The following is a 25,500-nucleotide window of genomic DNA, read 5'->3' on the forward strand; positions in this document are numbered from 1 at the left end:
CTCAGATCTTCTTCTTGCTCTCCTTCAGTATGCGGTCCACGGCCTGGGAAAGGGTGAACGACTCGCTGACCCGGATCGGCTTCGCTCCGATCCTCCTGCCGAGGTCCAGGTCGTGCTCGCTGTCCCCCACGACGTAGGAGGAGGAGAGGTCGATCGGGAAATCCTCCAACGCCTGCATCACCATGCCCACCTCCGGCTTGCGGCAACGGCATCCCGCCTCCGGAAGATGCGGACAGTAGTAGATGCCGTCGACCTTGGCCCCGCTCTTCGCCAGGTCCTTCTTCATCTTCTCGTGGATATCAGATAGCATTGCTTCGTCAAAGTAGCCCCGCGCCACCCCGGACTGGTTTGTGACCACGATGACCAGGAACCCAGCGTCATTCAGCCTCTTGATCGCCTTTCCCGCGCCAGGAACGAGCATAAGGTCCTTTGGCTCGGGACAGTAGGGCACGTCCTTGGCTATAGTATCGTCCCTGTCGATGAAGACCGCCCGGCGGCCGAAGAGCGCGCGCTCGACCATGCCGCAGACCACGTGTGCGGCGGCCATGTAGCCTTCCTGTATGTGAGAGGTCTTCTTGGAAGGGATGGTGAGGGCGACATCCACCACATCCTTCAGCTTGCCTGTTGGTCCGGAGAACCCCACAGTCCTCGCCCCCAGCTCCTTGGCCTTGGCCACCGCCCGCAGAACGTTCTTCGAGTTGCCGGAGGTGGATATGGCCACCACCGCATCTCCTTCCCGGATGCTTCCTTCCACTTGGCGCTCGAACACGCATTCGTAGGAGTAGTCGTTCCCGATGGCAGTGATGGAAGAGAGGTTGGTCAGCGCCACTGCGTTCAGCGGCGCCCTATCGAACATGTACTTACCAGAGAACTCGGCGGCGATGTGCTGCGCGTCCGCCGCGCTGCCGCCATTGCCAAAGAGCACCACCTTGTGCTTGGAGCGGAATACAAGGGTGAGCACGTCCGCCACGCGCAACACCTGCTCCGGGTCTATGCTCCCCGTCACGGAGGCGCTCTCCTCTAGCTCTCGGTCCACGAGCGATCTCATGCCCTGTATCTCCAGGTCTGCAATCCGTGCTTGTCGAAGTTGAAGTTTACGGCCTCTACGCCCAGCTTCTGTAGCTCCTCTGCCACCCGATGCTTGCGATCGTACTCACAGATGAAGAACATGAACCCACCGCCCCCGGCGCCGGAGATCTTCCCGCCAATGGCTCCGTTGGCCCTCGCCGTCTCGTAGATATTGTCGATGCGGGAGTTGGTGATGTGCGAAGTGAAGCGCTTCTTCTGCTCCCAGGACTCGTGCAGGAGTTGTCCGATGCGGAGGATCTCACCTTTCATGAGCGCGTCCTTGGTCTCGAAGACCAAGCTCTTGGCGCTATCCAAGGCCTCCCGGTTCTGCCCGCTCCTGTATGCCTTCTGTTGGTCCTGGATGATGTTCGCCGAATCTCTGGTCTTCCCGGTGTAGCAGAGAAGCATGTGATAGTGCAGCTCGTTCAGCACTTCGGTCCTGATGCGCAATGGGGTAACGATGGTCTCGGAGCCCCGGAACTCCATGAAGTTGAAGCCGCCGAAGACGGCCGAATACTGGTCCTGCTTGCCTCCCGCGAAGCCGAGCTCCTCACGCTCCAGCACGTAGGCCAGGCGGGCGGTCTCGTATTGGGACAGAGGCTTTTTCAACCACTCCGACACCGCCCCGATGATGGAGACCATGACGGTGCTGGAACCGCCAAGTCCCGAGCCAGGGGGAGCATCGCAATGTAGGAGCATATCGAAGCCTTCGGCCACCTCGAAGTGGTTGAGCACCGCCTTGATCAGATCAAGGTTGCCGTCGTAGCGCAACATGCTCCCGTTGGCGGGCCAGTTCTCGTCCTGGGCGAAATCCAGGGAACGGATCCTCATCTCCCGGTCCGCGCGAGGACATATGGTGCAATAGGCGTAACGGTCGATGGTCGAGGACAGCACCGCTCCGCCGCGCTCATCGGAATAGGGCGGGACGTCGGTTCCGCCTCCGGCGAAGCTGATGCGCAACGGGGCCTTGCTCCTGATGACGATCTTGGCCTCGCTCATCACGCCACGTATCCCTTCCCACGTATATACAAACCGTTGTGAGATCGGAATCATTCCAGCTCGTGTCGGGCTGGCCAGGAGCGTCCGGCATAAGTATTTGATTCCCGGGCGTCATGAGGACGGACGCATGCCTAAAGCCCTCTCCAACGAGGACAAGGGGCCGTTGGTCTCGGTCATCATCCCCACTCTCAATGAGGAGTCCTCCTTGCCATTATCGCTGCAGGCGGTTGCGGAGCAGACCTACGAAGACCTGGAGGTCCTGGTGGTCGATTCTGGATCCAGGGACCGCACGCAAGAGATCGCCCGTCAGCATGGAGCCTCCGTGGTCCCCTATCCAGGCAGGCTCATGGGCGCTCGCCGACGGGGGTTTCAAGAGAGCAAAGGCACCCTCATTCTTTTCCTGGACGGGGATCAAGTGCTCTATCCTGACACGGTCGCCCGGGCGGTGAAAGCCATGGCAGACAAGGACATGCTCATCTTGGAGGAGACGTCCTACCGACCGAAGGGATGGCTGCAGCGATCGCTGTGCAGGCAGAAGGCGGCCATGCATGCCGCCGCCGATCCTATGACAGGAACGGGCCCCAACCTCTATCCGCGCTTCTTCAGGCGGGAGCTGCTTGCGCGGGCCTACGAAGGTCTGGACGAGGACAAGCCGTCCAAGGTCTTCGTCTACGAGGACGGATTGCTCTTCCGGCGCACGTACGCGATTTCGAAGCGCATCGGCCTCCTGTCTCAGGGCGTCATGCATATGGAGGAAGCGGGGTGGCTCGCGCTCATGCGTCATTCGTACAAGGCCGGCAAGAGCGCCCGGTCGGTGGACATGGGAGAGCTGGAGGGAGACATCGGGCGCAACGAGCCGACGATAAGGCAGCTGGTGAGGGCCATCAAAGGCAGGTACGTCATGCTCTCGCTGGTCAAGGAGCTGTCCTTCAAGCTCGGCCATCTAGCCGGGCGCTAGCGATCGGGACCCCGGACGGCCATCACCGAATCGTATAAGCGCAGATACTCCTGCGCTATCGCGCCCCAGGGAGCGATCTTGTTGCTGAAGGGACCGACCTTGGTGGCCTCCCTGCCCTCCAACACATTTTGCACCGTGTCCGCGACCTTCTCTGGGTCCGGAGGCCAGTCCACGCCCACGCATCCAGGTTCGCTCAGGAACTCCACCAAAGCCTCCTTCTTCGCCACGATGACCGGGGTACCACAGGACAACGCCTCCGCCACCACCAGTCCGTAGGCCTCCGCCGCGGAGAGAAGGACCAGGGCTGCCGAAGAACGATACTCGCGGTTCAGTTCATCATCGTCAACGTCCCCTAGCCAGGTCACGCCCCCATCCACTCCCAGCTGCTGAGCCAGTTCATGCAAAGCCCCCTCTTCGGGCCCGGAGCCGACCACCCGCAGCCTTACCTCCTTTCCCCGGTCCTTCAGGACCTTCATTGCCCGGAGCACGTGGTCGATGCCCTTGTACATCATCACCCGGCCGACGTAGAGGAGCGTATCCTTTCTCCTTTCCACGGCCAGGGAAGGGAATTCCTTGATGCCGCTGGGTATGACCCCCACCTTCCCTTCCAACCCAGGGAAGTCCCTCAGCAGCAGGCCCCTCTCGTATTCGGAGACGCAGGTGATCTTCTCGCTCCACCTGAGGACGTACTTGCCTGCGAGGTGATATGATCGGAACAGGAGGTTGCGAAGCGGGGTGTGGCCTTTGCCATGGTAATGCGCGGAGAATATGTATGGCACCCTGCGTCGGTGGCACAGATAGGCCGATTGCGCCGAGAGCAGTATGTGATAGGAATGCAGATGCACGACGTCGAACGTACCGGGTCTCACCTCCTGAGAAAGGTGGCGCCAGACGTGCCGGTTCAGGCCGCCAAGGAGCTTGGTGTCCACGGGATATCGGATTACCTCCACGCCGTTAATCATCTCTCTTCCGCGCAGCTCACGGTCCATGGTGACCACTGTGCACCGGTGGCCGCGACGGACGAATTCCTCGCAAAGCTCCTTGACCGTGGTCTCCACCCCCCCGATGCGCGGGTGGTAGAACTTGGTCACCATGAGGATGCGCATCCTCTATCCTCCTTTTCGGGCATCGATGAAGGAGGGTCTCCCCAGCACCAAGCGGGCGGTATCGACCAACATGTAGAGCCCCAAGACGGTGAAAGCCAGTCCCACCACCCATGACCCGGGGAAGTCGATCACCGGGACATAGCGCACATTATCCCCGGTGAAAGCCAGAGTGGCCAGGAACGGCAAGTACATCAGGAAGCAACGCAGGCTGATCCTCCAATCCTCCGAGGCCCATAGCAACAGGAAGGTCACAGGGAGGACGAAGTATCCGATCCAGATCCGTGGATAGAAGATGACGAAGGCCACCAGGACCAGCAGTGTCGCTGGCCAGATGTCCATGCCTTTCTTCCTTCCGTACCATAACGCTCCAACATAGGCGATGATGGTGAGCGGCAGCAGCACCATTCCTGGGATGTCCAGACCACCGGTCCGCAAGAAGTCCCAGACCGATATGCCTCCCGTGGGGTTGACACTCTCCCCTCCATCTCCCGAGCCCAGCAGGTAGTACAACGGGAACTTGAGGAACTCCACCGGGGCCAGGATCAGGAACGGCAGCGATATGAGCAACGAGATGAGGACAATAGCCCCGATCTGCCATTTCCGCTCCTTCCAGGAACGGGTGCGCAGGAACAGAACGGGATAGAAGAGCCCGGGGAAGACCTTCGTCCAGACTCCTATGGCGGAGACGACGCTGCTCAGCCTTCCTTTGGCCTGGATGGCGAGCACCGCAGCGGCGATGAACATGAAGACGATGATCGATTCATCCTGGATGCCAATGGTCGATTCGACCGTGCCGAAGGGAGAGCCGAGGAAGAGCAGGGAGACGACGAAAGCGCGGAAGTCATCATAGCGTCTTAGACCCCAGTAGAGCGTCAGCGCCGTCAGTATCGTGAACAGGGAGAAGTAGATCTGGTAGGCTAGCTCCGATCCTCCGGCCATCTGCGGAGGAAGCAAGAGGTAGACGACGAGCGGGGGCGATTCCATCTTGACGTCCCGATAGAGCACCTTTCCATCCAGCACCGCCTGTGTGCGGTTTCGATAGAATGGCACATCGGAGAGCGGACCGAAGGAATCGGTGAGCGCCTTCCGGAGCCAGAGCTGGTCCAGGGCGATCAATCCTCCCAGGAGAAGAACGCCAACTACCAGGACGACCAGCGCCCTCTTGGAGGTAGGGATGGCCCTGAGCCTCTTTTCCGTCCGGTGCAGCCAGCCTCCTCCCTTCAAAGGAATCTGCCGGGAGTTGTGCTAGGGATTATTTCAATCTTTGCGCTGCAGGGCTAGGGAACGGACCGGGATGCTGAAGGAGGATCGTTCCGAGGGAAAAGGAAAAAGGGAGGGGGAGGGTGGAGCCTGGGGGATATGGCTCTAACCCTTCCTGCGGACGAGCACCAATGCGGCCACTGCGATCACCGCAAGTGCCCCTCCCACCGCCATTATGCCTGCCAATCCGGCCACTTGGTCCAATGGCAGGGCGCTCTCGATGATGATCTCGTGGGTGGAGAAGCTCGGCACGTACACCATGACCTGGGCCACGTCGCCAGAGGAGACGATGCAGTACACCGCATCGCCGGCCGCGGAACCGTTCGCCTCCAGCACCTCCAGCGGGTTGGAGGTCTGCCTGATCGCTGAGCCGTCCAACCTCACCGTCGGAGTGCCCTTGATCACGTCCAGGGTGTCCCGGTCCAGGTTCACCAGTATGACCTTGCCCTGGTGCTCATCGGAGGACACCTGAAGCTGAATGCGGTTGCGCTCCGCTTTGATCACCTGCAGGCTCAGGGCGTGGTCATACTCCATCGTCTCGTACAAGGCGTTTCCCTGATACACCATGAGCGACATCTCCGCTCCCAGGCGGTGCCGTTCCAGCGCCCGCTCCAGGGCATCCTCGTGCATCCAGTGGTGACGCACTAGCAGCGGCTTGGATCGGAACATCAGGTGGTCATCCGCAAGCTGCGCCTTGACCACATAGTCAAGGGGCGTCCCGGTGACGTTGAGCGAGGTATGGTCCGTGCCTATGAGCGCATGCACGCCTTTCCCATGGACCAGAAGGGCGTGGTCTAGAACCTCAGCTGAGTCGTATGGCAAAGGAATGGAGGTGACGTTCAAACCCGAAGCCAGGTCCATCGTGACCTGGACCGTCCCGTTGGCGACCACGTGGAACATGGCCGTGGGGTTATCATGGATGATGATGATCACGGACGCATTGCGGATCAACATGACCGAACCATAGGTGGAGATGTTGGTGGGAATGAACCCATCCACGCTCAGGGAATCGAAGACGTTCACCAGGACGCTGTTCCGCTTCATCTGATAGTGGGTGATGACGCCGGTGCTCTCGTTCAAGTGGAAGGCGATGAAACGTCCCTCGGCGACGCCGTCGGAGTAGTTCGGTCGGCCGAAGAATCCCATCTTCAACCCGTTGTCCATCATGAACTGCATGGTCTCCTGCATCTGCTGGGCGTTCTGATGGCCTCCGCCATTCATGTATCCGGACTGGTCCTTCCACATGCCGTTGCCTGGGCCGCCCATGCCCCCTGCACCGGCTTGAATGCTATTGCCCGGAGCTGACTGGCCTTGCATCATGCCTCCGCCAGCAAGGACGGAGGTGGAGAGGAGGGATAGGACGCTGAGGGCCAGCAGCGCGGGCAGGATCATCTTGAAGGCTCGTGCTCCCGTTCTCATATTTGCTGCGAGTACGTGGCGACATTAAGTGGTTTATGGTGCAAGTCTCGAACCGACTGGTACGAGCTTCGAACTTTGTGTTTGGCCGATCCGGGGAGAAAGGCAGGTCGGGCGGATTTGCAGAAAGTATTTAGGCGAGCGGGGAGGTCTGAAAGGGCGTGACACTCACACCTTTGGACCTGTTCCTCAGGTCATGTTTCGCAGGCTTCTCGATTCTGTTATTCGCTGTGTCCCTGGTCGCTTGGCGCCGGCATCGGGAAGCGAGGTTGGCGATCGTCTCCCTGGCCTTCGGGGTCTTCGGCGTTGTCTCTCTGGGTGTGCTATCCTCCACCTTCATGGAATGGCATGACCTAGAGATGTCCCCGATACTGGTCGTCCTGAACCTGGCGATATTGGTGGCTCTCTACATCGCTTTGTTGAAGAGATGAGAGCGCATGGACGAGGCCCTCAACCTAGAGAACCGAAGGAAGATCTACCAGTTCGTGGCCAAGCATCCCGGGACCCACGTGCGTGAGATGGAACGTGGACTAGGGATGCAGACCGGGCTGCTCGCCTATCACCTGGACTACATGGAGAAGCGACAGGTGCTGAGGGTGGAGGAGGATGGATACTACAAGTGCTACTTCCCAGCGGACCGCTTCCACCTCAAGGACCGACGGACCATGTCGGTGCTGAGACAGAAAATGCCGAGAAAGATCATCATGCATCTCATTCTGAACGGTCCCTCAAGTTTCCAGCAGCTGAAGGCCGCCATGGGTATCTCCAAGTCCACCCTTTCCTATCATCTCAAGCGCCTGAGCGCCCGGGGCATGATCGTCGTATCCAAGCGGGAGAAGGAATCGATCTACTCGGTGGAGGACCTCAGCTATGTGGCCGATCTCTTGGTCTCGTTGAGGGAGAGCCTGGAAAGCGACGCCGTCGATCGTTTCGCGGACATCTGGGGTAAGCTCGGAAGCGCCTAGTCAAATGCTAGCTGGGAACAAGCTTATAATCCGCGGCACGCATCTTGGTTACCCAAGGGATTCCACGGAGGGGAGGAATTGCTCGACAGCAAGAAAGGTTCCATGAAAATAATCGGGGTCATCCTTGTCGCGGCGCTCTTGTCCACCTGCTTTATTGGTTGCTTGGGTGCAGAGAAAAGCGCGATCGACAAGATCAAGAGCAGGGGAACGCTGATCATCGGCACCTCGAGCGGCTTCGTGCCGTTCGAGATGTTCAACGCCTCATCGGGGCAGATCGAAGGATTCGACATCGACATCGGGATGAAGATCGCCAACCGATTGAACGTTGGGATTACGATCAGAGATTTGGGCTTCAACGCGCTGGTGGGGAGCGTGATCGTGGGCACGGTGGACGTGGTCATCGCCGGCATGACGATCACTCCGGAGCGCAGCCAGTCCATATCCTTCTCCGACCCCTACTACGGGCCGGCAGACCAGGCGATACTGGTCAAATCCTCATCGAGCATCGCCTCGGTGGAGGGCCTCTACGGCAAGAAGATAGCGGTCAACCTGGCGACCACAGGTGACTTCTGGGTGGACGCAGAACTGGTGGCAGCCGGTCACGTCAGTGCTAGCGACGTCAAGCGCTTCCCGTACGCCTACACGGCGATACAGGACCTTCTGTCCGGGGGAGTGGATGCGGTCATCATCGACAAGCCCACGGCGGACAAGTACGTCTCCCTGAACGCAGGAGCGCTGAAGGACAGCTTCACCATCGTCACCAACGAGTACTATGGAGTGGCCGTGCGCAAGTCCGCCGGCGACCTGAAGGACTTCATCAACGTGGTCCTCGCGGATCTCGTGCACTCCGGCGAGATGCAGCAGCTCATGGACAAGTGGTTCTGAGTTCGCTCCAAAACCCCTTTATCCAATCCTTTTCTTATCCCGCAGCAGAGGTAAGTGCAAATGGATGTGTGGTCGGTCCCTCAGGCCATAGGCGACACCAGCTCGCAGTTCAACATCCTGGAGCACGTTGGGCTGTTCCTCAACCCAGTGATCATGACCGTTCTGATCTCAGCTTGCGCCATAATCCTAGGCTTCGGGTTGGGGATCGTTGGCGGCCTAGCCCGGGTGTCCAGGTTCAGGTTGGTGCGCTATCCGGCCACGGCCTATGTTGACGTGGTGCGAGGAACTCCACTGTTGGTACAGCTCTTCTTGTGGTATTTCGGCTTGACATTAGGCTTGGGCGTCGCCATGGACCCGCTCGTGGCTTCCATCATCGCCGTGGGCGTCCATTCTGGAGCATATCAATCGGAGATCGTTCGCGGAGGGGTGAATTCCATTCCGAAGGGACAAGAGGAAGCGGCCCGAGCGACCGGCATGACACACCTCCAGGCCATGCGTTTCGTGATCCTCCCCCAGGCCCTGCGCCTCATCCTGCCTCCGCTGACCAACGAGTTCGTCATCGTCATCAAGGACTCCTCTCTCGCCTCAGTCATAGCGGTGGTGGAGATCACCGCCATGGCCGGGCAGCTCAACGGCACCTACTTCCAGCCCTTTGAGATCTTCATCTTCGCCGCCTTCTTGTATCTCTGTCTGACCTATGCCACGAGCTTCATGATGCGCGCCTTGGAGCGCAAGTATCACATCCCCGGGTACGGTGACCGCCGATGAACGAAGTGCTCTTGGAGACCAGGGAGCTGAAGAAGGAGTTCCGGGTGCCTTCCAAGACGGAAGGAAGATTCAGGCGTCTCTTCACCCGCAAGAGGTATGGCGTTCTGCAGGTGCTGAAAGGCGTCAACGTGCAGATCCACAAGGGTGAGGTGGTGGTGGTCATCGGACCGAGCGGAGGAGGGAAGAGCACCTTCCTGCGCTGCCTCAACCGTCTCACCGAGCCGACCAGTGGCGATGTATATTTCGAAGGCGTGCGTGTAACCGACCCCGTGAGCCAGGAGCTCGAAAGGGCGCGGGTGGAGAAGAACCGTTGGGAGGCGTTCCTCGAGGCGCGCCGGATCCGGGCAAAGGCCAGGAAGGAAGCGAGGAAGGACCACCCCGATGCCAGGTCAGATAGGCAACCCCGCGGTCAAGCGGAGGCCCACATCAACCTGGTTCGAAGCGAAGTGGGCATGGTTTTCCAGAGCTTCAACCTCTTCATGCACCTCACCGCCAAAAAGAACATCACCCTGGCCTTGACGAAGGTAAGAAAGATGAGCGATTCGGAGGCAGGGAGGAAGGCCATGGACACGCTGAGAATGGTCGGGCTGGAGGAGAAGGCCGACTCCTATCCTGGGCAGCTCTCCGGCGGACAGCAGCAGCGCGTGGCCATAGCCCGAGCATTGGCCATGGACCCCAAGGTCATGCTCTTCGACGAGCCGACATCTGCCCTGGACCCGGAGCTCATAGGCGAGGTGCTGGACGTGATGAAGCGGCTGGCGAACAGCGGCATGACCATGATCATCGTCACGCACGAGATGGGCTTCGCCCGGGAGGTGGCGGACCGGGTCCTCTTCATAGACCAAGGCGTGATCGCGGAGGAGGGCACCCCAGAGGAGTTCTTCAGCAACCCGAGGAACGAGCGCACCAGGCAGTTCCTGCATCGGCTGTTCGCCGAGCAGAGGGCGGAGGTGCCGGACATCCAGCCAGTGGGGACTGGCCGTGCCACGCCTTGACAATGTATATATATGGTGGTCGGGATACACACCCTCCATGTCTAGCCCTGCGGCTTGGGGCATCGTCCTTTCTGGCGCGGTCAGCTTGCAGGTTTTGGTCATCTGAGCAGGGGACGCTCTCTTGAGTAGTCCCCGCGGATCGTTGTGAGGTGTGTGGGTGAGGGGCTCTTGCTTCGTTTCGTGGTCGGGCGCGGGTCGCGCAGACGATGGCGAGCGGACGAGCTTCTTCCTCACGACATCCAAGCTCGGAAGGCCTCGGCTGGATTCGTATCGCTCTTGGGGGAGCGGACAAAGGCACAGGGAGTGAGAGAATGGAAGTCATCTCGATGGTCGTCAACGACGAGTTCGGTGTCATGCAGAGAGTGATGGGCATATTCACGAGGAAGCGCATCAACGTAGATACCATCGTCGTGGGCAGATGCGAGATCGCTGGCAAGTCGAGGGTCGTTCTCAGCGTGAAGGACATGGTGCAGGCGGACATCGCCGTGGCGGACCTCAAGCGCCTACATGACGTCGTCCACATAGAGACGCTGGACAACACCCGGCGCGAGGCCTACGCGCTCGCATCCAATGGAGCGGGAAAGGCCAGGCTCATCGGCAGTCTGGAGGAAGTGGACAAGCTGTTGGACGCCAGCAAACCGGAGTCCTTCATCCGCGCGGTGAATGCTCTCTAGTGTCACGCCAGCTATTTATCGGGGGAATTGCTCAATACTCATCAGCGGAGGGAAGAACACGGCACCGGTTCAAAAGGTCTGGATGGACGGAAGGTTGGTGGACTACGACCAGGCGAACGTGCACATCATGACGCACTGCATGCACTATGGCGGGGGCGTCTTCGAAGGCATCCGCATCTATGAGACAGGGAAGGGACGGGCCATCTTCCGCTTGCGCGAGCACATGGCGCGCTTCCTGGCCTCGGCCAAGGTCATCTCGCTCAAGATACCCTATAGCTTGGACGAGCTGTGCCAGGCCGTGAAGGATACGGCCAAAGCGAATGCGGGCGTGCAGGTGGATTACATCCGTCCGCTCGCCTACTACGGCACCGGCACCTACGGCCTGAACCCGGCCAAGCTGCCTACCAACGTGGCCATAGCGGTGGTCTACATGGGCGTCTACCTGGGCGAGGAGCAGATGCAGAAAGGTGCCAGACTCATAACCTCTTCCTGGGAGAAGCCGTCGAACCGAGCCGCCGCCCTGAACGCCAAGATATGCGGCAACTACATCAATTCCGTCATGGCCAGGCTGGAGGCGGTGAACAAAGGGGCCGATGAGGCGCTCATGCTCAACTCGGAGGGCAACGTGGCGGAGGGCACGGGCGAGAACATCTTCATGGTCCGCGGAGGAAAGCTGTTCACGCCCCCTCTATCTTCCGGCATACTGGAGGGCATCACCCGGGACTCGATCATGCAGATAGCGACGGACATGGACATGCCTGTCACCGAGAGAGAGATCACCCGGTCCGAGCTGTACGTGGCGGACGAGGTCTTCATGACCGGGACGGCGGCGGAAGTGCAGGCGATCCACTCCATCGACAGCCAGGTCATCGGGGCGGGAAGGCCTGGCCCAGTGACACTGAAGCTGCAGAAGGCCTTCCGCGAAGCGGCCCGAGGCAAGAACCAGCACTACATGCACTGGCTAGACCTCGTTTGATGAACGAAGGGGGAATCCGACGTACTCCTACCGGAAGATGAGCCAGCTCACCGGCAACGGCACCTATTCCTACGTCTACGACGGCAACGGCAACGTCGTCCGGAAGACCGGGGGCAGCGTCCAGATCAGGTACACCTACAACTCCTTCGACCAGCCGACCCTGGTGGACAAGTATGCCAATGGGGTTTACTCGAATCTGGGACGCTACTACTACGACGCGAACGGCGCCAGGGCGAAGACCGACGAGTCGGGAACGATCGTCATTGCAGGTGTTAAATAGCCTGGTACACCAATAGGCGGAATAGTCGTGCTGGAGGCAAACGATGTTCGAGGTCAGGTTCCACGGGCGCGGAGGGCAGGGAGCGGTAATGGCCGCGCAGACCTTGGCGGAGGCGGCGGTGCTCGAAGGCTATCACGCTCAAGCCTTTCCCTACTTCGGAGCGGAGCGAAGGGGGGCGCCGGTCAAGGCGTTCGCCCGCATCGACAAGAAGAAGATCAGCATCAAGAGCCAGATATACGAGCCGGATCTGCTGGTAGTGCTCGACGGTTACCTGCCGGAGATCGAGCCCATCGCGGAAGGCCTCAAAGTCGAAGGAGCCGCGGCGGTGAACGTGGCCGTTGCCCCGGAGGAATACGAGCTGGGCGTGGCGGTCAGATGCGTCACGGTCGATGCGACCACCATCGCCTACGAGAAGCTCAAGGCGCCCATCGTGAACACGGCCATGTTGGGAGCGGTCGCGAAGGCGCAAGACCTGGTCAGCCTGGATACCATCATGCAGGCCATCCGGGATAAGTTCGGGGAGAAGCTGGGGGCGAGGGCCGCAGCCTTGAACGCGGAAGCGGCCAAGACCGCTTTCGAGCAGGCTCGCACCGGCAGATGCAGGGGGGACAAGGAACTGGTGCACAAGGATGCCTGGCTGCCACCCTGGAACGAGATACCGCCCGGCACGGCCCTGGGCGTGGAGAAGCGAGGAGAGATCGTGGTCGGTCCGGGCAGCTCCTGGCAGAATCCCACCGGGACCTGGAGGACCTCCTCCCCTCGTTACATGAAAGAGAAATGTATCCGTTGCCTCCGCTGTTGGTGGTCCTGCCCCGAGGGCACGATCAAGCGATTGGAGGACGACTACATGCGCTGGGACTACCGCTACTGCAAGGGCTGTGGCATCTGCGCGGAGATATGTCCCGCGGACGCAATAGAGATGGTGCGGGGGGTGCGCGAATGGTGAGCAAGGTGCTCTCCGCCGACCACGCCGTGGCTTGGGCGGTGCGCCTGGCCAGGGCGGAGGTGATTCCCGCTTTCCCGATCACCCCTCAGACCCTCATCGTCGAGCTAATCTCAGAGTTCATCAGCGACGGCGATCTCGATGCGGAGTTCATTCCGGCGGAGAGCGAGCACAGCGTGATGTCCGTGGCGGTGGGAGCGAGCGCGGGCGGGGTGCGGACATTCACCGCCACATCCTCGCAGGGATTGGCGCTCATGCACGAGATGCTCTATGCCGCGCCGCAGAACCGCCTGCCGGTGGTCTTGGTCAACGTGAACCGTTCCCTGGGAGCGGCGGCGGGCATATGGCTCGAGCACAACGACTCCATGCCCGAGCGGGAGTCGGGTTGGATGCAAATGTACGTGGAGGATAACCAGGAGGCGCTGGACATGACCCTCCAGGCCTATCGCATCGCCGAGGACCACCGGGTCATGCTGCCCATCATGGTGTGCCTGGACGGCTTCGTGCTCTCCCATACGGTGGAGAAGGTGGATGTGCCAGACCAGAACGACGTGGACAAGTTCCTGCCCAAGTTCGTTCCCCTGAACATGCTGGACGTCGGCGAACCGAAGATGATCAATCCCATCGTGCCGCCGGACTACGCCATGGAGATGCGCTACCAGTTGGACCGGGTCATGGATTCCTCGCGGAAGGTCGTCAAGGAAGTGGACGAGGCCTTTGCGGAGAAGTTCGGGCGAAGCTATGGAGGTCTGTTCGAGCCCTATCATATGGAGGACGCGGATTTCGCCCTGGTGTCCTTAGGCACTGCCACCTCCACGGCGAGGGCGGTGGTGGACGAGTTGCGCGAGAAAGGCAAGCGGGCGGGGCTGATCAAGTTGCGCTTCATGCGCCCGTTCCCGGAGAAGGAATTGTTGGATGCCGTCGCGCACCTCAAAGCCCTGGGGGTCTTCGACCGCTCCATCGGTTTCAACTCTTACGGACCGGTGTTCACGGAGGTCCGGAGCGCGCTGCATGCGCTCGAACTCCCGATCACAGACCACATTGGAGGATTGGGCGGGCGGGACCTGACCACCGAGGAGATGCGAGATATCTTCGCTGTCATAGAGAGAAGCTCGAAGGGGAAGAAAGTGAAAGCGGTCAACTGGTACGGGCTGAGAGGTGAGCAGGAATGAACGGGACCAAGGACATCGGCAAGTTGACGCTGCGCGACGTTCCGAACAAGGACTACTTCCTTTGGGGGCACGGGGCCTGTCCCGGCTGCGGCGTGGCCATCACGGTCAAGAACCTCATGCGCATCTTCGGCCCGGAGACGATAGTCTATGTGCCGGCGAGCTGCCTGGTGGTCTTCGGGGCGCAGTATCCGACCAGCGCCTTCGATGTGCCTTACTTCTTCACCGCCTTCGAGAACACAGGGGCGGTCATCACTGGCATAAGAGCGGCGCTCAGGCGGAGGGGCAAGAAAGCACTGGTCGTGGGCATGGCCGGTGACGGAGGCACCTTCGACATCGGGCTCCAGGCGCTATCCGGAGCGGCGGACCGCAACGAGGACGTGATGTATGTGTGCCTGGACAATGAGGCCTATATGAACACTGGCATACAGATGTCCGGCGCCACGCCCTTTGGAGCGTGGACGACCACCTCGCCCGCAGGCAAGTTGATACACGGCAAGCGCCGCTTCAAGAAGGATATCGGTTCGATCGTGGCCGCCCACGACGTTCCTTATATGGCCACCCTCTCCATCGCCCATTGGAACGACTTCGTTCGGAAAGCGGAGAAGGCCAAGAGGGCGGAGGGCTTCCGTTTCCTGCATGTCCTCACTCCCTGCGTGCCTGGATGGAGGTCCGAGCAGTCCAGGACAATGGAGCTCGCCCGGCTGGCGGTGGAGACGGGCATGTGGACGCTGTACGAGGTGGAGCACGGAGAGCCCAGCGTCACCTACAAGCCGAAGAGGATGGAGCCGGTGACCGAGTATCTGAAGCTGCAGGGTCGGTTCGCACACATGATGCCAGACGACATCGACGCCTTGCAGAAATGGGTGTGCAAGAAGTGGTGGATGCACTACAAGGACGAGGTCGAAGCTCCCCCCTGCGAGATGTACAAGGCGGAGAAGCCGTTGGCGCATGACGGAGACCCGCTGCACGGGGTCTGAGGCTTGGTCCTGTCTCCATCGCGCAGGACGCGAAAGCGCTAGAGGGGTGCCACCTCTCCAACTTCCCGCTCGAACCGGGCAAGCGCCTGGTGTACGTAGACTACGTCGAACTCTGAGCCCAGGAGAAGGCAAAGGCTAGAAGGGGGAAGGCATAACCTAGGCCAAGGGCGCGAGTGTGCTCATCGAGACCAAGACCGTCGACTCCCTGAGGCGAAGCGCGCCCATTATCAAACACCTCATCGCCGATCTTGGCCTCTAGCCGCCCCTGCCCAGAATTGAAATATCTCGGTGTCGTTCAGGGAGGGAGAGGTGCGTTTTGTCCTTGGACTTCACCATGCACTACGTAGAGCGACTGGCGGACCGGGTGGCTTCTGGGGTCGAGTTCCAGAAAGTGACCAGGCTAGAGGACGTACTGCCAGCTAGCCTGGAGCGCACCGGCCTGAACGTGCGCGTGCCCTTCTGCGCCGCGAAGTGCTCTTATTGCGCTTTTCCCGGAGAGTCGTACAAGAACGAGTATGGCAAAGCATTCTTGGATGCCGTCAACGAGGAGCTGGCACTCTACGCCACCTATGTGGAAGTGAAGGAGGTGGACCGCGTCTACGTGAGCGGAGGGACGCCGTCGCTGCTTCACAAGGAGCTAGGACAGCTGCTCGACATCGTCCGGAGTCATTTTCAGTTCCACGGCAAGGTGGCGATGGAGGCCGGGCCGGCCGACCTCAGCGATGAGGTCCTTCACTCCCTGCGCTCGAACGGCGTGGGCCAACTGAGCGTGGGAGTGCAGACGTTCAACGAGCGCATGCTCCCCTTCTTGGGAAGGATGACGAAGCGCGACCAGCTCATCGAAGTCCTGCGCCGGGTCATGGACACGGGCTTCGACTACGTTAACATCGACCTCATGTTCTCCTTGCCCACGCAGACCCTGGACGAGCTGCTCCAGGATCTGGAAACCGCCACCGATCTGGGCGTCCAGGGCATATCCACCTATCCGCTCATGCTCTTGCCGTACACGCCCCTGACCAAACGGTCCGGGCAATGGGAAGGTCAGGACGCGCAGGCGGAGAAGGAGCAGTACCTGGCCATCGTGGACACGATGCGTTCCAGAGGGTACAAGATGCGCACCCTTTGGTCCTTCTCTACCAGGCCTGAGGAGTACGAGGGCCCTTACGAGCACAGCCACTTCGTCGGCATCGGGCCGAGGGCCTGGGGCATGATCAACAACCGCTTCACCCTGAACGCACCATCCACCTTGGACTACATACGCAGGCTGAGCGAGGGCTTCCTTCCGATTTACGCGCACTCTGAAGTCAAGGGCTATCCGATGGCCAAGCTGGCTAGACGCCTCTACTACGGAAAAGTCACCATTCCAGAGCTGGAGGCGTTGAGCGCCGAGGACAGCAAGATCGGCTCATACATCTCGTTGCTTCGCCTGCTCGGCCTGATGGAGAGGAAGGGCGAAGAGCTCGTGCTCACGGACAAAGCCCTCGCCTACGCGAGCGTGGCCACCAAGAAGATCGCCATGTCCACCCTAGCGAAGATGAACGAGGTGCTCGTTCAGAACGGCCAAGATGAGGGCGAGGCAACGGCGAACCAAGAGCAGCCAGTAACCTTGATTGTGCCTGAGTGAGAGCACGCATAACCAACAAACCTTTTATACCATCATCCCTTTGGTGGCGTTGCTCTTTCTGAGCCGATGAATGATGAAGATGTCATCGTACATCCGAAGGAGGTAAGAGAATGGCTAAACCGATATTCGTCAGATTTGAGATGCCAAAGGAACTTCAGGACAAGGCATATGAGATCGTGGAACTCGCTCGGGACACGGGCAAAGTGAAGAAGGGCACCAACGAGGTCACGAAGCTCGTCGAGCGGGGCGAGGCCTCGTTCGTGGTCATGGCTGAGGATGTGCAGCCGCCAGAGATCCTGGCGCACATGCCGATGCTGTGCGAGGAGCGCAACATCCCCTATGCCTACGTCGCTAGCAAGGCTGAGCTGGGCAATGCCTGCGGACTGGAGAAGCCCACGGCCTCGATCGCAGTGATCGACGCCGGCAAGGCGAAGCCCCTGATCGACTCCCTGGCCGAGCAGATCAAGAAGCTTAAGAAGTAAAGCGAGGGTGCTTCACATGGCAGAGGGAGACGACAGCATACCCTGCGAGGTCGTGGAGATCATCGGCCGCACCGGCATGACCGGCGAGGCCACGCAGGTCAAGGTGCGCGTTCTCGATGGTCGGGACAAGGGCCGAATCATCACCCGGAACATCATGGGCCCGGTGAGGATGGGCGACATCCTGATGCTACGCGAGACGTCGCGTGAGGCCAGAAAGCTGGCCCTTCGCTGAGCAATTCACAGGAGGCAAATCCAATGGTTGAGCTGAGAGTGTGCTCGTTCTGCGGCAAGGAGATCGAGCCGGGCACGGGCAATATGTACATCAAGAAGGACGGAACGGTATTCTTGTTCTGTTCCAACAAGTGCTCCAAGAACATGATCGGCATGAGGCGCGTCCCCCGCAGGATAACGTGGACCAGGGCCTATGCGCGCGAGAAGGACGTGCGCATGACCGGGATCGTGGCGGCGGAGGAAAAGGCGAAGAAGCCTGAGGCGCCGGAGCCGAAGCAGAAGAAGGCGGCCAAGGTGAAGAGGGAGAAGAAATCCGAGGCGAAGGCCGAAGAGGCCAAGACCGAAGAACCGCAGGCCGTAGAGGAGAAGAAGGAGTGAAGGCGATGATCGAACGCACCTTCGTCATGCTGAAGCCGGACGCGGTGCAGCGCGCGCTCGTGGGCGAGATCGTGGGAAGGTTGGAGCGCAAGGGCTTGAAGCCGGTGGCCATGAAATTCATGCGTTTGCCTAAAGAGCTGGCAGAGAGACACTACTCCGAGCACAAAGGCAAGAGCTTCTTCCCCGGGCTCATCGAGTACATCACCTCCGGGCCGGTGCTGTGCATGGTCTGGGAGGGCGAGAACGCCGTGACCGGCGTAAGAGCGCTCATGGGCAAGACCAATCCCCAGGACGCACCGCTGGGCACGATCCGCGGGGACCTGGCGCAGCAGACCGGGCGGAACCTGGTGCATGGTTCTGACTCGCCAGAGAGCGCCAAGCGCGAGATCCAGATCTTCTTCAACGACTACGAGCTCCAGGACTACAAGCGGTCCGTGGACCTATGGCTGTTCGAGTGAACCAAACCATTCCAAGCCGGCGGAGATGCCCCGGCGTTGTTCGTTTTTCACACCAGGCATCTAGCTGACAAGGAGCGCATATCGCATCCATTGCCAATAGCATCGCAGGGTTCGGTTGGAAACCTACAAATAACGATTGCCTCATGCGATGGTCATGAGCATCAGGCAGCCGATCGTGAGCGTCCTGGGCCACGTGGACCACGGCAAGACCAGCCTGCTCGACAACATTCGAGGCACGGCCGTCTCCGCCGGTGAAGCGGGCTTCATCACGCAGCACATCGGCGCCACGGAAGTGCCGCTGGAGCACATCTACAAGGTCTGCGGCCCGCTGATCGGGGCAAAGAAGTTCAACGTCCCCGGTCTGCTCTTCATCGACACACCCGGGCACCAGTCGTTCATCTCTCTGCGGGCGAGGGGGGGCTCCCTGGCTGACGTCGCCGTCCTGGTGGTGGACATCAATGAGGGCATCAAGCCCCAGACCACCGAATCCATGAACATTCTGCGCAAGTACCGCACGCCCTTCATCATCGCTCTGAACAAGATCGACCTGGTGCAAGGCTGGCGTTCGGAGAAGGGCGCCCCCTTCATCCTCAACCTGAAGCAGCAGAACGAGGACGCCGTGGAGAGATTCGAAGAGAAGATGTACAACATCATCGGGCGCTTCGCGCAGGAAGGCTACTCCGCCGACCGCTACGACCGCATTGAGGATTTCACTCGGAACGTTGCCCTGGTCCCGGTAAGCGCCAAGACCGGCGAAGGGATACCGGACCTGCTGCTGGTCCTCGTCGGCCTGGCGCAGAAGTTCCTGGAGCAGGAGCTGCACACCGAGGAAGGCCCGGCCAAAGGCACGATCCTGGAGGTGAAGGAGGAGAAGGGCCTCGGTCCGACGGTCGAGGTCATCGTTTACGCCGGGACGCTGAGAAAAGGGGACATGGTGGCTCTAGGCACGCGATCCTCGCCCCTGCTGACCAAGGTCAAGGCCATACTCAAGCCCAAGCCTTTGGACGAGATCCGCGATCCTCGGGACAAGTTCGACTCGGTCTCGGAGATCAGCGCGGCGGCGGGTGTGAAGCTCCTCTGCCAGTCCCTGGATGGAGTAGTGGCCGGAGGACCTTTGCGCGTGGTCCGCGGCGACAAGAAGAGCGTGTTGGAGGAGATCGTCAACGAGACCAAGGTGCACATCGAGACCGCGGAGGCGGGCGTCCTCATCAAGGCCGATGCCATTGGTTCCCTGGAGGCTTTGGCGTTCGAGTGCGTGAGGGCGGAGATACCGATACGCAAGTACGAGATCGGGACCGTGGCCAAACGAGACATCATCGAGGCCTCGGCCTACAACGACCCGCTGCACCGCGCTATTCTGGCATTCAACGTGGAGATGCTTCCCGATGCCAAGGAGATCATGGCCTCGAACGAGGCCAAGGTGTTCCTGAACGACATCGTCTACGGCCTCATCGACGACTACAAGAAATGGCTGGCGGAGGAGAAGCACAAGGCGGAGGAGGAGAAGCGCTTGCTTGTGGCCTTCCCCGGCAAGATCAAGCTGCTGCCCAACTGCGTCTTCCGGGTGAGCAAGCCGGCCATCGTGGGCGTGAGGGTGCTGGCGGGGCGCATCCGCACCGGGCAGAGGTTGATCGCCAAGGACGGTAGCGAGATCGGGCGCATCCGGTCCATCCATACTGGCGAAGATGTGCTGAAGGAGGCGGTGGCAGGGCAGGAGGTGGCCATCGCCATCGAGGGGCCGACCGTGGGACGGCAGATCGACGTGGAGGACATCCTCTACGTGGATATTCTGGAGAGCGCGATAAAAGCGATCCAGGAGCACGAGCTCAACCTGGACGAGAAGATGGTGCTGGAGGAGCTCATGGACATCAAGCGCCGGACGGACAACTTCTGGGGAATGTGAACCTAGGCATAGCCAGTACTGTCGAACTTTGTTTCAATCAGGGGGGTATAGACTTTAGGCCGGGTCTCCTCGGCCCATAGCCCCCTCACTTGCTCTAGCGCCTTCGTCTCTCTCATGCGCCCATAGTGCTCCTCGGTAGTCCTGGTGGTCTCGTGTCCCATGGTCACGGATATTGCGGAGAGCTTGCTCGCGTCCCGGTCGATGCACATCCTGGCAATAGGTGTTGCGGAACGTCTTGATGTGGAAATCTATCTTTTCACCTCCGGGGTCTACGTTCACCAATCGCTGCACCTTCCTCTTGATTTCCCAGAAGCGGGCGGAAGCGTAGAAGCCCGCCTTCCCGCGGCCATGGAACGCGGGAATCAGGACCTCGCATGCATTAACACCCATCTCGTCGAGCTTCATTCGCCTCTCCTTGAGGAAACGCTTGGCCGCCTCGTGTGCTGGCGGAAGGACAAGAACCATTCTCTGTCGGCCGTAGGACCTCTCGCCTTTGGGATGACGGACGCGGAAGGTCCAGTTCCTCAACTCCAAGTCCTCAAGGTTCGCGAGGCGAAGCTCGCTCGGCCTGAGACCGGTGGCCGGAAAGAATGCCGTCAGCAACATGGCGACCTGCCCCGTCCAGCCTTCGCTCCTCTCAGCCGCCATCTGCAACCTGATAACTCCGCCTCATCCAGTGACTTGAGATCCTTGGGTGCGGCGGTCGGCAAGCGTTCGCCCTCCACTGCGTTCGCCCTCCACTCTCATCTGCTGGATGACAGGACTGCCAGAGAACGTCGTCACCTTGTCCAGTAGTCTGATCAGCTTCGACCAGTACCCAGAATCAAGACCGTTCCTCCAGATTAAGAAAGCCTGGACTATCAAACTAAGTTCTTCTCGCCTCCTGATGACTGAAATACTCTCTTGGCTTGGTCATCTTCTCGACCTCAGGGCTTTCTTACTTCCATTCTGGACCATCAGTAATAAACTGGGAAGCCACCCGCGTGCTTGTTCAATATGATAATTGCTTAGGGTTGGCGATGTAATTACTAGATTGGCGGCCTATTCATAGTCTGACCTGTCGGCCGCGTCGTTGCCAATCCATTGCAGATCAGTTGTCGGCTCCAAAGGCAAGGATATTAAGGCGGGCAGAGTGTCGTCTATATCATGGACGCCGACAAGATTCTCCGAGAGATGGAGAAGAATAGTGGGGAGGTCTGCAACCCATTGATCCTGACCTCCAAAATCATGCCTGAATGGATACCCCGACAAGCTGAGGAGGGCAAATTCGTGATGAGCCTTCCCAACGTACCACCGAAGTACAAGCAGCTCATAATGATCTCAGTGGCAGCAGCTCTCCAGAACAAGCAATGCACCGAGTACTTCATCAAAGTCGGGACGCATATGGGGTTGACTAGCAAAGAGATTGGAGAAGCTATTCTAGTCGCCCGATTCGCAATGGCATCAACGATATTTTCATCGGCCGAGGAAGGGTTTCACTCGCTAATCGAATCGGAGAGTAAGTAAAGCTGCAAATTTGATAGGGCATTTCCGTGAAAGGTCACGGGGCAAAAGGAAAGCGCGCAGCTCATCTTCTGCCTAGTCGAACACGAACTCCACGCTGTTCTCCTTGTTCTTTCTTGCGTTGGACTGCGCGATCATGCCCGCCTCGAGCCATGCGGCGGATAGTATGCCAGCCGGCACCAGGCAGTTCGCACTCATCCTCGTCACCCTCATGCGGTCGAAGACCTTGCTGTGCTGCTTGTCCGTTAGGTCCGTCAGCGTCAGCTCCTCCAGCCCGCTGGCGAACTCCTTGACGTTGTCGCACGGCGTTGTGACTTGGACTTTGTATGTTCCCTCTGGCGTTTGCGTAACCTCAACGGTCGTCGTCTTTGCGCACAGGTTCATGTTGACCTTCACTTTAGATGACATGTTTACTCCCCTCATTTTGTACGTTCCGTTCCTCTGAATGCCGATTGAGCAATCGGATTCCTATTCCTCCTCTGACCTCTTTATCAAGAATGCCGGCAACTCGAAGCCGCTGATCGGCCCCGTTTCGACATTCCACCTGGTCATTATCCCGGTCTGCTTCTCTATACTGGCGCATAATCCAGGTATAATGAGGGTCCGGTGGTTGACTTTGCCAGCGACCGCGCTGTTCGTCAGACCGCGCATCACGGTCATGGGGCTCATCAACTTCATGCCCGCAGCATGATCTATCGTGAACCCTTTGGTCTCCGTGGGCACGATGTATGCGCTGACCTTGGGGGCTTTCGAGAATATCAGGTTCAGGACGTGGATCGTGACTCCCGAATTGCCCGTAATGAGCACCGGAGAGTCCGGTCCGGGAGAGTTCACTTCGAACAGCTTTTCCGCGACGGTACTCATGGAGGCGTCCGCCTCATGGACCTCCAATTTGATTGATAGCGCTCCGGCCAGCGACTCGCTCATGAGAAGCGCCATCTCGGGGCAGTCTTTGACTTTCGCCTTACCTTCGCTCAATGCCGCAGCGAACTCCCTGCAGGTCTTATATCCGCAGCTGCCGCAATCCTTCCCTGGAAGATACTTGACGATGTCATCCGGCGACATCCCGTAGAAATTGACAGCTTCCACCACCATATTATGCACCCTTCTTCTTGCCCTGCCCAGCAAATTCGATTTGAGCTCTCTCCTTCTCGTGCAATAGCGATTCAGCGAATTCCAGCATGCGCTCGTCCCCTTTCTCACTGATGATCTTGGCCAGATTGATCGCTCCTTGAATGTCCTCTTCGGGGACTCCCAGCAGCCTAGCCTTCTCCAAGTGGTGCTTAAGGCAAGGCTGGCAATGTCCAGCTACCGATGCTGCTATCGCCGTGATCTCCTTGCTTTTCTCATCCATTCTGACCCTCTCCATTCTGCCGGGATGCCCCTCCAATTCTTTTCGAGAGCACTTTGCCATCTGGATCGTAATACCTTCTTCTTATCCAGAAGGCTGCATTCACCAAGCTTATCAGAACTGGCACCTCCACGAGCGGTCCGATTACTGCAGCGAACGCCACCAGCGAGCCGATTCCAAATATGCCTATTGAAACCGCGATGGCTAATTCGAAGTTGTTGCTGGCCGCGGTGAAGCTCTGCGCCGTCGCATGAGGATAATCGAACTTCATCTTGATCGATAATCCAAAAGAAAGGAAGAACATGATTACGAAGTAGATGACCAGCGGAATGGCAATCCGGACCACATCAAATGGCTGGTTAAGGATGTATTCGCCCTTGAAGGCGAACATGACCACGATGGTGAAGAGCAATGCCAGTAGCGAAATTTTGCCTAGCTTGGGCATTAGGTTGTTATTGTACCAGTCCGCGCCCTTCCTTGGCAGAAGCAGGTATCTGGTCGCAACCCCCATGGCGAATGGGATTCCCAGATAGATGAGGACGCTCTGGGCCACCTGCCAGACACCAATATCGATCTGGGTGCCCGAACCCGGGACTATCCAATCGGATGCCACTGCAATGAGGAAGTAGGCATAGAATGAATACAGCAGTATCTGGAATACGGAGTTGAGCGCGACCAGAATGGCCGCATACTCCGAATCTCCCTCCGCCAAAGTGTTCCACACGATTACCATGGCGATGCATCGGGCAATGCCCGTTAGAATGAGACCAATTCGGAAGAAGACGTTGTCCGGCAGGAAGATCCAGGCAAGGGAGAACATCAGGAGAGGACCGACAATGTAGTTCAAGGCCAGCGAGGTGCCGAACATCTTCTTGGCCTCGGGTTGCCTGGGTATCTCCTTGAGTTCCTCGTACTTGACCCTGGCCAACGGAGGCCACATCATCAATATGAGGCCGATGGCGATCGGTATGGATGTCGTACCTACGCTGAGCTCGTTGAGCGCGCCCGCGATGCCGGGAATGGCGGCCCCCAATGCGATCCCCACGAATATCGCTATGAATATCCAGAGGGTCAGAAACCTATTCAGGAAAGACAGCCTTCTGGCACCCTCCTGCGCTTTCGGTTCATCTTCGCCAACCTTGGTCATGCTCAAGCCCGCCCCGGATACTCCCGATGAAGAGTAATTTCAATTATTATTGAAACGATAAGTAGATATAAATAAGTTCCTAACCATCGTTACCTTGGAATCCAGTTAACAGAGTAGAGGCAGGAAATGAAGTCAGTCTTATTCATATGCACCCATAATTCAGCTCGCTCACAGATGGCAGAGGGTCTGGTCAACTCGCTCTATTCGAAGGTCCTTCGCGCCGAGAGCGCTGGCACCAAGCCTAACCAGGTGAACCCTCTAGCCATAGTGGCAATGGCCGAAATGGACATAGATATCTCCAACCATAAGTCCAAGAGCCTCAGCGAGTTCGAAGGCCAGCAATTCGACTATGTCGTAATGGTCTGCTCGGATGCTGCTGAAACCTGCCCTTTCTTTCCGGGAGGCGGAGAGCAGATCCATCATGGCTTCGATGACCCAGCCTCCGTGGAAGGAACCGATGAAGAGAGATTGCGAGCTTTCAGGAAGAGCAGGAATGAAATCAATAAGTGGATAATTGATAATCTTGTATTGCCCAGGGCGTAGAGGATGTTAGGATGGCCAGAGAGAAAGCGAAGAAGATTGAGTGCTGTGAGGACGCGATGAGTCTGCCCGAGGAGATGGAGGTGGCCGTTCGGCAGCGGGGTGGGCTGGAGGGGTTGAAGAGTCACGTTCCTGACAGGAAAAGCCTCGCTTCGGAAGCAGAGCTCTTCCATGCACTTTCAGATCCGATTCGACTCCAGATTCTGCACGCCCTCCTCCTCACTGACCTTTGCCCTTGCCTTCTCAAGGAGATCACGGGGCTTTCCAACTCAAAGCTCTCTTATCATCTCAGCATCCTTGAGGAATCGCGACTGGTCGCCTCATCGCCTCGAAAGAAATGGCGTATCTACATGTTGACTGAATTTGGGAAATCTTGGATCAAGACTCGATCAAATCCGGCAACTGAGCCGGCTGACAATTGAAAGGTCGAGAATGGCCGTT

The 25,500-nt window shown here is 59.0% G+C and carries 31 protein-coding genes; 21 read left to right on the top strand and 10 right to left on the bottom strand.

The window, feature by feature from the left end; all coding sequences use genetic code 11:
* Position 1 precedes the first annotated feature (1 nt).
* Both NT137_03275 and NT137_03280 read right to left on the bottom strand, forming a co-directional pair.
* On the bottom strand, positions 2–1,048 hold the full coding sequence (locus NT137_03275; GenBank protein ID MCX6652359.1) for an HAD-IIIA family hydrolase: 1,047 nt from the start codon (positions 1,046–1,048) through the stop codon (positions 2–4).
* On the bottom strand, positions 1,045–2,067 hold the full coding sequence (locus tag NT137_03280) for a kinase (GenBank protein ID MCX6652360.1): 1,023 nt from the start codon (positions 2,065–2,067) through the stop codon (positions 1,045–1,047). The genes NT137_03275 and NT137_03280 overlap by 4 nt, the downstream gene beginning before the upstream one ends.
* Positions 2,068–2,194: 127 nt before the next feature.
* Between NT137_03280 and NT137_03285 the strand changes: the two genes are divergently transcribed.
* Positions 2,195–3,025 (top strand): glycosyltransferase family 2 protein, encoded by an 831-nt coding sequence (locus tag NT137_03285; protein ID MCX6652361.1) that lies wholly within the window; start codon positions 2,195–2,197, stop codon positions 3,023–3,025.
* Here the strand turns inward: NT137_03285 and NT137_03290 are convergent.
* The 3 genes from NT137_03290 to NT137_03300 all read right to left on the bottom strand — a co-directional run bounded on the left by NT137_03290 (position 3,022) and on the right by NT137_03300 (position 6,810).
* Positions 3,022–4,131, bottom strand: coding sequence for a glycosyltransferase family 4 protein (locus tag NT137_03290; protein ID MCX6652362.1), 1,110 nt, complete (start codon positions 4,129–4,131; stop codon positions 3,022–3,024). The genes NT137_03285 and NT137_03290 overlap by 4 nt on opposite strands.
* Before the next feature lie 3 nt (positions 4,132–4,134).
* On the bottom strand, positions 4,135–5,355 hold the full coding sequence (locus NT137_03295) for a hypothetical protein (GenBank protein MCX6652363.1): 1,221 nt from the start codon (positions 5,353–5,355) through the stop codon (positions 4,135–4,137).
* Between the two features lie 141 nt (positions 5,356–5,496).
* Positions 5,497–6,810, bottom strand: coding sequence for a hypothetical protein (locus NT137_03300; GenBank protein ID MCX6652364.1), 1,314 nt, complete (start codon positions 6,808–6,810; stop codon positions 5,497–5,499).
* A 158-nt stretch (positions 6,811–6,968) separates the two neighbouring features.
* Between NT137_03300 and NT137_03305 the strand changes: the two genes are divergently transcribed.
* From NT137_03305 to infB, 17 genes are all read left to right on the top strand, one after another.
* The gene (locus NT137_03305) at positions 6,969–7,238 is read left to right on the top strand and encodes a hypothetical protein (GenBank protein MCX6652365.1); all 270 of its coding nucleotides are present in this window, start codon (positions 6,969–6,971) and stop codon (positions 7,236–7,238) included.
* A gap of 6 nt (positions 7,239–7,244) precedes the next feature.
* On the top strand, positions 7,245–7,772 hold the full coding sequence (locus NT137_03310; protein MCX6652366.1) for a helix-turn-helix domain-containing protein: 528 nt from the start codon (positions 7,245–7,247) through the stop codon (positions 7,770–7,772).
* Between the two features lie 78 nt (positions 7,773–7,850).
* Positions 7,851–8,657: a transporter substrate-binding domain-containing protein gene (locus NT137_03315; protein ID MCX6652367.1), complete on the top strand. Its 807-nt coding sequence runs from the start codon at positions 7,851–7,853 to the stop codon at positions 8,655–8,657.
* A 60-nt stretch (positions 8,658–8,717) separates the two neighbouring features.
* A complete protein-coding gene (locus NT137_03320) occupies positions 8,718–9,425 on the top strand; it encodes an amino acid ABC transporter permease (GenBank protein ID MCX6652368.1) in 708 nt (235 codons plus the stop codon).
* Positions 9,426–9,469: 44 nt separating this feature from the next.
* Positions 9,470–10,420, top strand: a complete 951-nt coding sequence (locus tag NT137_03325) for an amino acid ABC transporter ATP-binding protein (GenBank protein ID MCX6652369.1) — start codon at positions 9,470–9,472, stop codon at positions 10,418–10,420.
* 311 nt (positions 10,421–10,731) lie between these two features.
* Positions 10,732–11,094 (top strand): acetolactate synthase, encoded by a 363-nt coding sequence (locus NT137_03330; protein ID MCX6652370.1) that lies wholly within the window; start codon positions 10,732–10,734, stop codon positions 11,092–11,094.
* Positions 11,084–12,070, top strand: a complete 987-nt coding sequence (locus tag NT137_03335) for a branched-chain amino acid transaminase (GenBank protein MCX6652371.1) — start codon at positions 11,084–11,086, stop codon at positions 12,068–12,070. Before NT137_03330 ends, NT137_03335 begins: the two co-directional genes overlap by 11 nt.
* A 37-nt stretch (positions 12,071–12,107) precedes the next feature.
* The gene (locus NT137_03340; GenBank protein MCX6652372.1) at positions 12,108–12,350 is read left to right on the top strand and encodes a hypothetical protein; all 243 of its coding nucleotides are present in this window, start codon (positions 12,108–12,110) and stop codon (positions 12,348–12,350) included.
* 43 nt (positions 12,351–12,393) lie between these two features.
* On the top strand, positions 12,394–13,296 hold the full coding sequence (locus NT137_03345) for a 2-oxoacid:acceptor oxidoreductase family protein (GenBank protein ID MCX6652373.1): 903 nt from the start codon (positions 12,394–12,396) through the stop codon (positions 13,294–13,296).
* Positions 13,290–14,465, top strand: a complete 1,176-nt coding sequence (locus NT137_03350; protein MCX6652374.1) for a hypothetical protein — start codon at positions 13,290–13,292, stop codon at positions 14,463–14,465. The genes NT137_03345 and NT137_03350 overlap by 7 nt, the downstream gene beginning before the upstream one ends.
* A complete protein-coding gene (locus tag NT137_03355) occupies positions 14,462–15,442 on the top strand; it encodes a thiamine pyrophosphate-dependent enzyme (protein ID MCX6652375.1) in 981 nt (326 codons plus the stop codon). The genes NT137_03350 and NT137_03355 overlap by 4 nt, the downstream gene beginning before the upstream one ends.
* Positions 15,443–15,764: 322 nt before the next feature.
* Positions 15,765–17,066: a radical SAM protein gene (locus NT137_03360; protein MCX6652376.1), complete on the top strand. Its 1,302-nt coding sequence runs from the start codon at positions 15,765–15,767 to the stop codon at positions 17,064–17,066.
* Between the two features lie 110 nt (positions 17,067–17,176).
* Positions 17,177–17,548 (top strand): 50S ribosomal protein L7Ae, encoded by a 372-nt coding sequence (gene rpl7ae, locus NT137_03365; protein MCX6652377.1) that lies wholly within the window; start codon positions 17,177–17,179, stop codon positions 17,546–17,548.
* 16 nt (positions 17,549–17,564) lie between these two features.
* The gene (locus tag NT137_03370; protein ID MCX6652378.1) at positions 17,565–17,780 is read left to right on the top strand and encodes a 30S ribosomal protein S28e; all 216 of its coding nucleotides are present in this window, start codon (positions 17,565–17,567) and stop codon (positions 17,778–17,780) included.
* Positions 17,781–17,803: 23 nt separating this feature from the next.
* On the top strand, positions 17,804–18,157 hold the full coding sequence (locus NT137_03375; protein ID MCX6652379.1) for a 50S ribosomal protein L24e: 354 nt from the start codon (positions 17,804–17,806) through the stop codon (positions 18,155–18,157).
* 5 nt (positions 18,158–18,162) lie between these two features.
* Positions 18,163–18,615, top strand: a complete 453-nt coding sequence (gene ndk, locus NT137_03380) for a nucleoside-diphosphate kinase (GenBank protein ID MCX6652380.1) — start codon at positions 18,163–18,165, stop codon at positions 18,613–18,615.
* Between the two features lie 154 nt (positions 18,616–18,769).
* Positions 18,770–20,518 carry a translation initiation factor IF-2 gene (gene infB, locus NT137_03385; protein MCX6652381.1) on the top strand — a complete coding sequence of 583 codons (1,749 nt, stop codon included), beginning with the start codon at positions 18,770–18,772 and terminating at the stop codon, positions 20,516–20,518.
* 54 nt (positions 20,519–20,572) lie between these two features.
* Here the strand turns inward: infB and NT137_03390 are convergent, their stop codons facing one another.
* Entirely contained in the window at positions 20,573–21,166 is a 594-nt protein-coding gene (locus tag NT137_03390) for a site-specific integrase (GenBank protein ID MCX6652382.1), read from the bottom strand.
* Between the two features lie 498 nt (positions 21,167–21,664).
* Between NT137_03390 and NT137_03395 the strand changes: the two genes are divergently transcribed.
* The gene (locus tag NT137_03395) at positions 21,665–22,024 is read left to right on the top strand and encodes a carboxymuconolactone decarboxylase family protein (GenBank protein ID MCX6652383.1); all 360 of its coding nucleotides are present in this window, start codon (positions 21,665–21,667) and stop codon (positions 22,022–22,024) included.
* A 72-nt stretch (positions 22,025–22,096) separates the two neighbouring features.
* On the opposite strand, the gene NT137_03400 is transcribed toward NT137_03395, so the two are convergent.
* From NT137_03400 to arsB, 4 genes are read right to left on the bottom strand one after another with little or no spacing between them, the layout of a single operon-like run.
* Entirely contained in the window at positions 22,097–22,429 is a 333-nt protein-coding gene (locus NT137_03400; protein MCX6652384.1) for a hypothetical protein, read from the bottom strand.
* Positions 22,430–22,489: 60 nt separating this feature from the next.
* Complete coding sequence (locus tag NT137_03405) at positions 22,490–23,116, bottom strand: hypothetical protein (protein MCX6652385.1); 627 nt, start codon at positions 23,114–23,116, stop codon at positions 22,490–22,492.
* Position 23,117: 1 nt separating this feature from the next.
* Positions 23,118–23,375 carry a carboxymuconolactone decarboxylase family protein gene (locus NT137_03410; protein ID MCX6652386.1) on the bottom strand — a complete coding sequence of 86 codons (258 nt, stop codon included), beginning with the start codon at positions 23,373–23,375 and terminating at the stop codon, positions 23,118–23,120.
* Positions 23,368–24,519 (bottom strand): ACR3 family arsenite efflux transporter, encoded by a 1,152-nt coding sequence (gene arsB / locus NT137_03415; GenBank protein ID MCX6652387.1) that lies wholly within the window; start codon positions 24,517–24,519, stop codon positions 23,368–23,370. Before arsB ends, NT137_03410 begins: the two co-directional genes overlap by 8 nt.
* A gap of 126 nt (positions 24,520–24,645) precedes the next feature.
* Here arsB and NT137_03420 point away from each other — a divergent pair, with 126 nt between their 5' ends.
* Positions 24,646–25,062, top strand: a complete 417-nt coding sequence (locus tag NT137_03420) for an arsenate reductase ArsC (protein ID MCX6652388.1) — start codon at positions 24,646–24,648, stop codon at positions 25,060–25,062.
* An 11-nt stretch (positions 25,063–25,073) separates the two neighbouring features.
* Entirely contained in the window at positions 25,074–25,481 is a 408-nt protein-coding gene (locus NT137_03425) for a metalloregulator ArsR/SmtB family transcription factor (protein MCX6652389.1), read from the top strand.
* The last annotated feature ends 19 nt before the right edge of the window (positions 25,482–25,500 follow it).

This window comes from Methanomassiliicoccales archaeon, from assembly GCA_026394375.1.
In the GTDB taxonomy this organism is placed as follows: Archaea; Thermoplasmatota; Thermoplasmata; order Methanomassiliicoccales; family UBA472; genus JAJRAL01.

Bases quoted from the DNA above. Each gene is read 5' to 3' on its own strand.
- NT137_03275 (MCX6652359.1), bottom strand. From the start codon at position 1,048: ATGAGATCGCTCGTGGACCGAGAGCTAGAGGAGAGCGCCTCCGTGACG.
- NT137_03280 (MCX6652360.1), bottom strand. From the start codon at position 2,067: ATGAGCGAGGCCAAGATCGTCATCAGGAGCAAGGCCCCGTTGCGCATC.
- NT137_03285 (MCX6652361.1), top strand. From the start codon at position 2,195: ATGCCTAAAGCCCTCTCCAACGAGGACAAGGGGCCGTTGGTCTCGGTC.
- NT137_03290 (MCX6652362.1), bottom strand. From the start codon at position 4,131: ATGCGCATCCTCATGGTGACCAAGTTCTACCACCCGCGCATCGGGGGG.
- NT137_03300 (MCX6652364.1), bottom strand. From the start codon at position 6,810: ATGAGAACGGGAGCACGAGCCTTCAAGATGATCCTGCCCGCGCTGCTG.
- NT137_03310 (MCX6652366.1), top strand. From the start codon at position 7,245: ATGGACGAGGCCCTCAACCTAGAGAACCGAAGGAAGATCTACCAGTTC.
- NT137_03320 (MCX6652368.1), top strand. From the start codon at position 8,718: ATGGATGTGTGGTCGGTCCCTCAGGCCATAGGCGACACCAGCTCGCAG.
- NT137_03330 (MCX6652370.1), top strand. From the start codon at position 10,732: ATGGAAGTCATCTCGATGGTCGTCAACGACGAGTTCGGTGTCATGCAG.
- NT137_03335 (MCX6652371.1), top strand. From the start codon at position 11,084: ATGCTCTCTAGTGTCACGCCAGCTATTTATCGGGGGAATTGCTCAATA.
- NT137_03340 (MCX6652372.1), top strand. From the start codon at position 12,108: ATGAGCCAGCTCACCGGCAACGGCACCTATTCCTACGTCTACGACGGC.
- NT137_03345 (MCX6652373.1), top strand. From the start codon at position 12,394: ATGTTCGAGGTCAGGTTCCACGGGCGCGGAGGGCAGGGAGCGGTAATG.
- NT137_03350 (MCX6652374.1), top strand. From the start codon at position 13,290: ATGGTGAGCAAGGTGCTCTCCGCCGACCACGCCGTGGCTTGGGCGGTG.
- NT137_03355 (MCX6652375.1), top strand. From the start codon at position 14,462: ATGAACGGGACCAAGGACATCGGCAAGTTGACGCTGCGCGACGTTCCG.
- rpl7ae (MCX6652377.1), top strand. From the start codon at position 17,177: ATGGCTAAACCGATATTCGTCAGATTTGAGATGCCAAAGGAACTTCAG.
- NT137_03370 (MCX6652378.1), top strand. From the start codon at position 17,565: ATGGCAGAGGGAGACGACAGCATACCCTGCGAGGTCGTGGAGATCATC.
- NT137_03375 (MCX6652379.1), top strand. From the start codon at position 17,804: ATGGTTGAGCTGAGAGTGTGCTCGTTCTGCGGCAAGGAGATCGAGCCG.
- ndk (MCX6652380.1), top strand. From the start codon at position 18,163: ATGATCGAACGCACCTTCGTCATGCTGAAGCCGGACGCGGTGCAGCGC.
- infB (MCX6652381.1), top strand. From the start codon at position 18,770: ATGAGCATCAGGCAGCCGATCGTGAGCGTCCTGGGCCACGTGGACCAC.
- NT137_03390 (MCX6652382.1), bottom strand. From the start codon at position 21,166: ATGGCGGCTGAGAGGAGCGAAGGCTGGACGGGGCAGGTCGCCATGTTG.
- NT137_03395 (MCX6652383.1), top strand. From the start codon at position 21,665: ATGGACGCCGACAAGATTCTCCGAGAGATGGAGAAGAATAGTGGGGAG.
- NT137_03400 (MCX6652384.1), bottom strand. From the start codon at position 22,429: ATGTCATCTAAAGTGAAGGTCAACATGAACCTGTGCGCAAAGACGACG.
- NT137_03405 (MCX6652385.1), bottom strand. From the start codon at position 23,116: ATGGTGGTGGAAGCTGTCAATTTCTACGGGATGTCGCCGGATGACATC.
- NT137_03410 (MCX6652386.1), bottom strand. From the start codon at position 23,375: ATGGATGAGAAAAGCAAGGAGATCACGGCGATAGCAGCATCGGTAGCT.
- arsB (MCX6652387.1), bottom strand. From the start codon at position 24,519: ATGACCAAGGTTGGCGAAGATGAACCGAAAGCGCAGGAGGGTGCCAGA.
- NT137_03420 (MCX6652388.1), top strand. From the start codon at position 24,646: ATGAAGTCAGTCTTATTCATATGCACCCATAATTCAGCTCGCTCACAG.
- NT137_03425 (MCX6652389.1), top strand. From the start codon at position 25,074: ATGGCCAGAGAGAAAGCGAAGAAGATTGAGTGCTGTGAGGACGCGATG.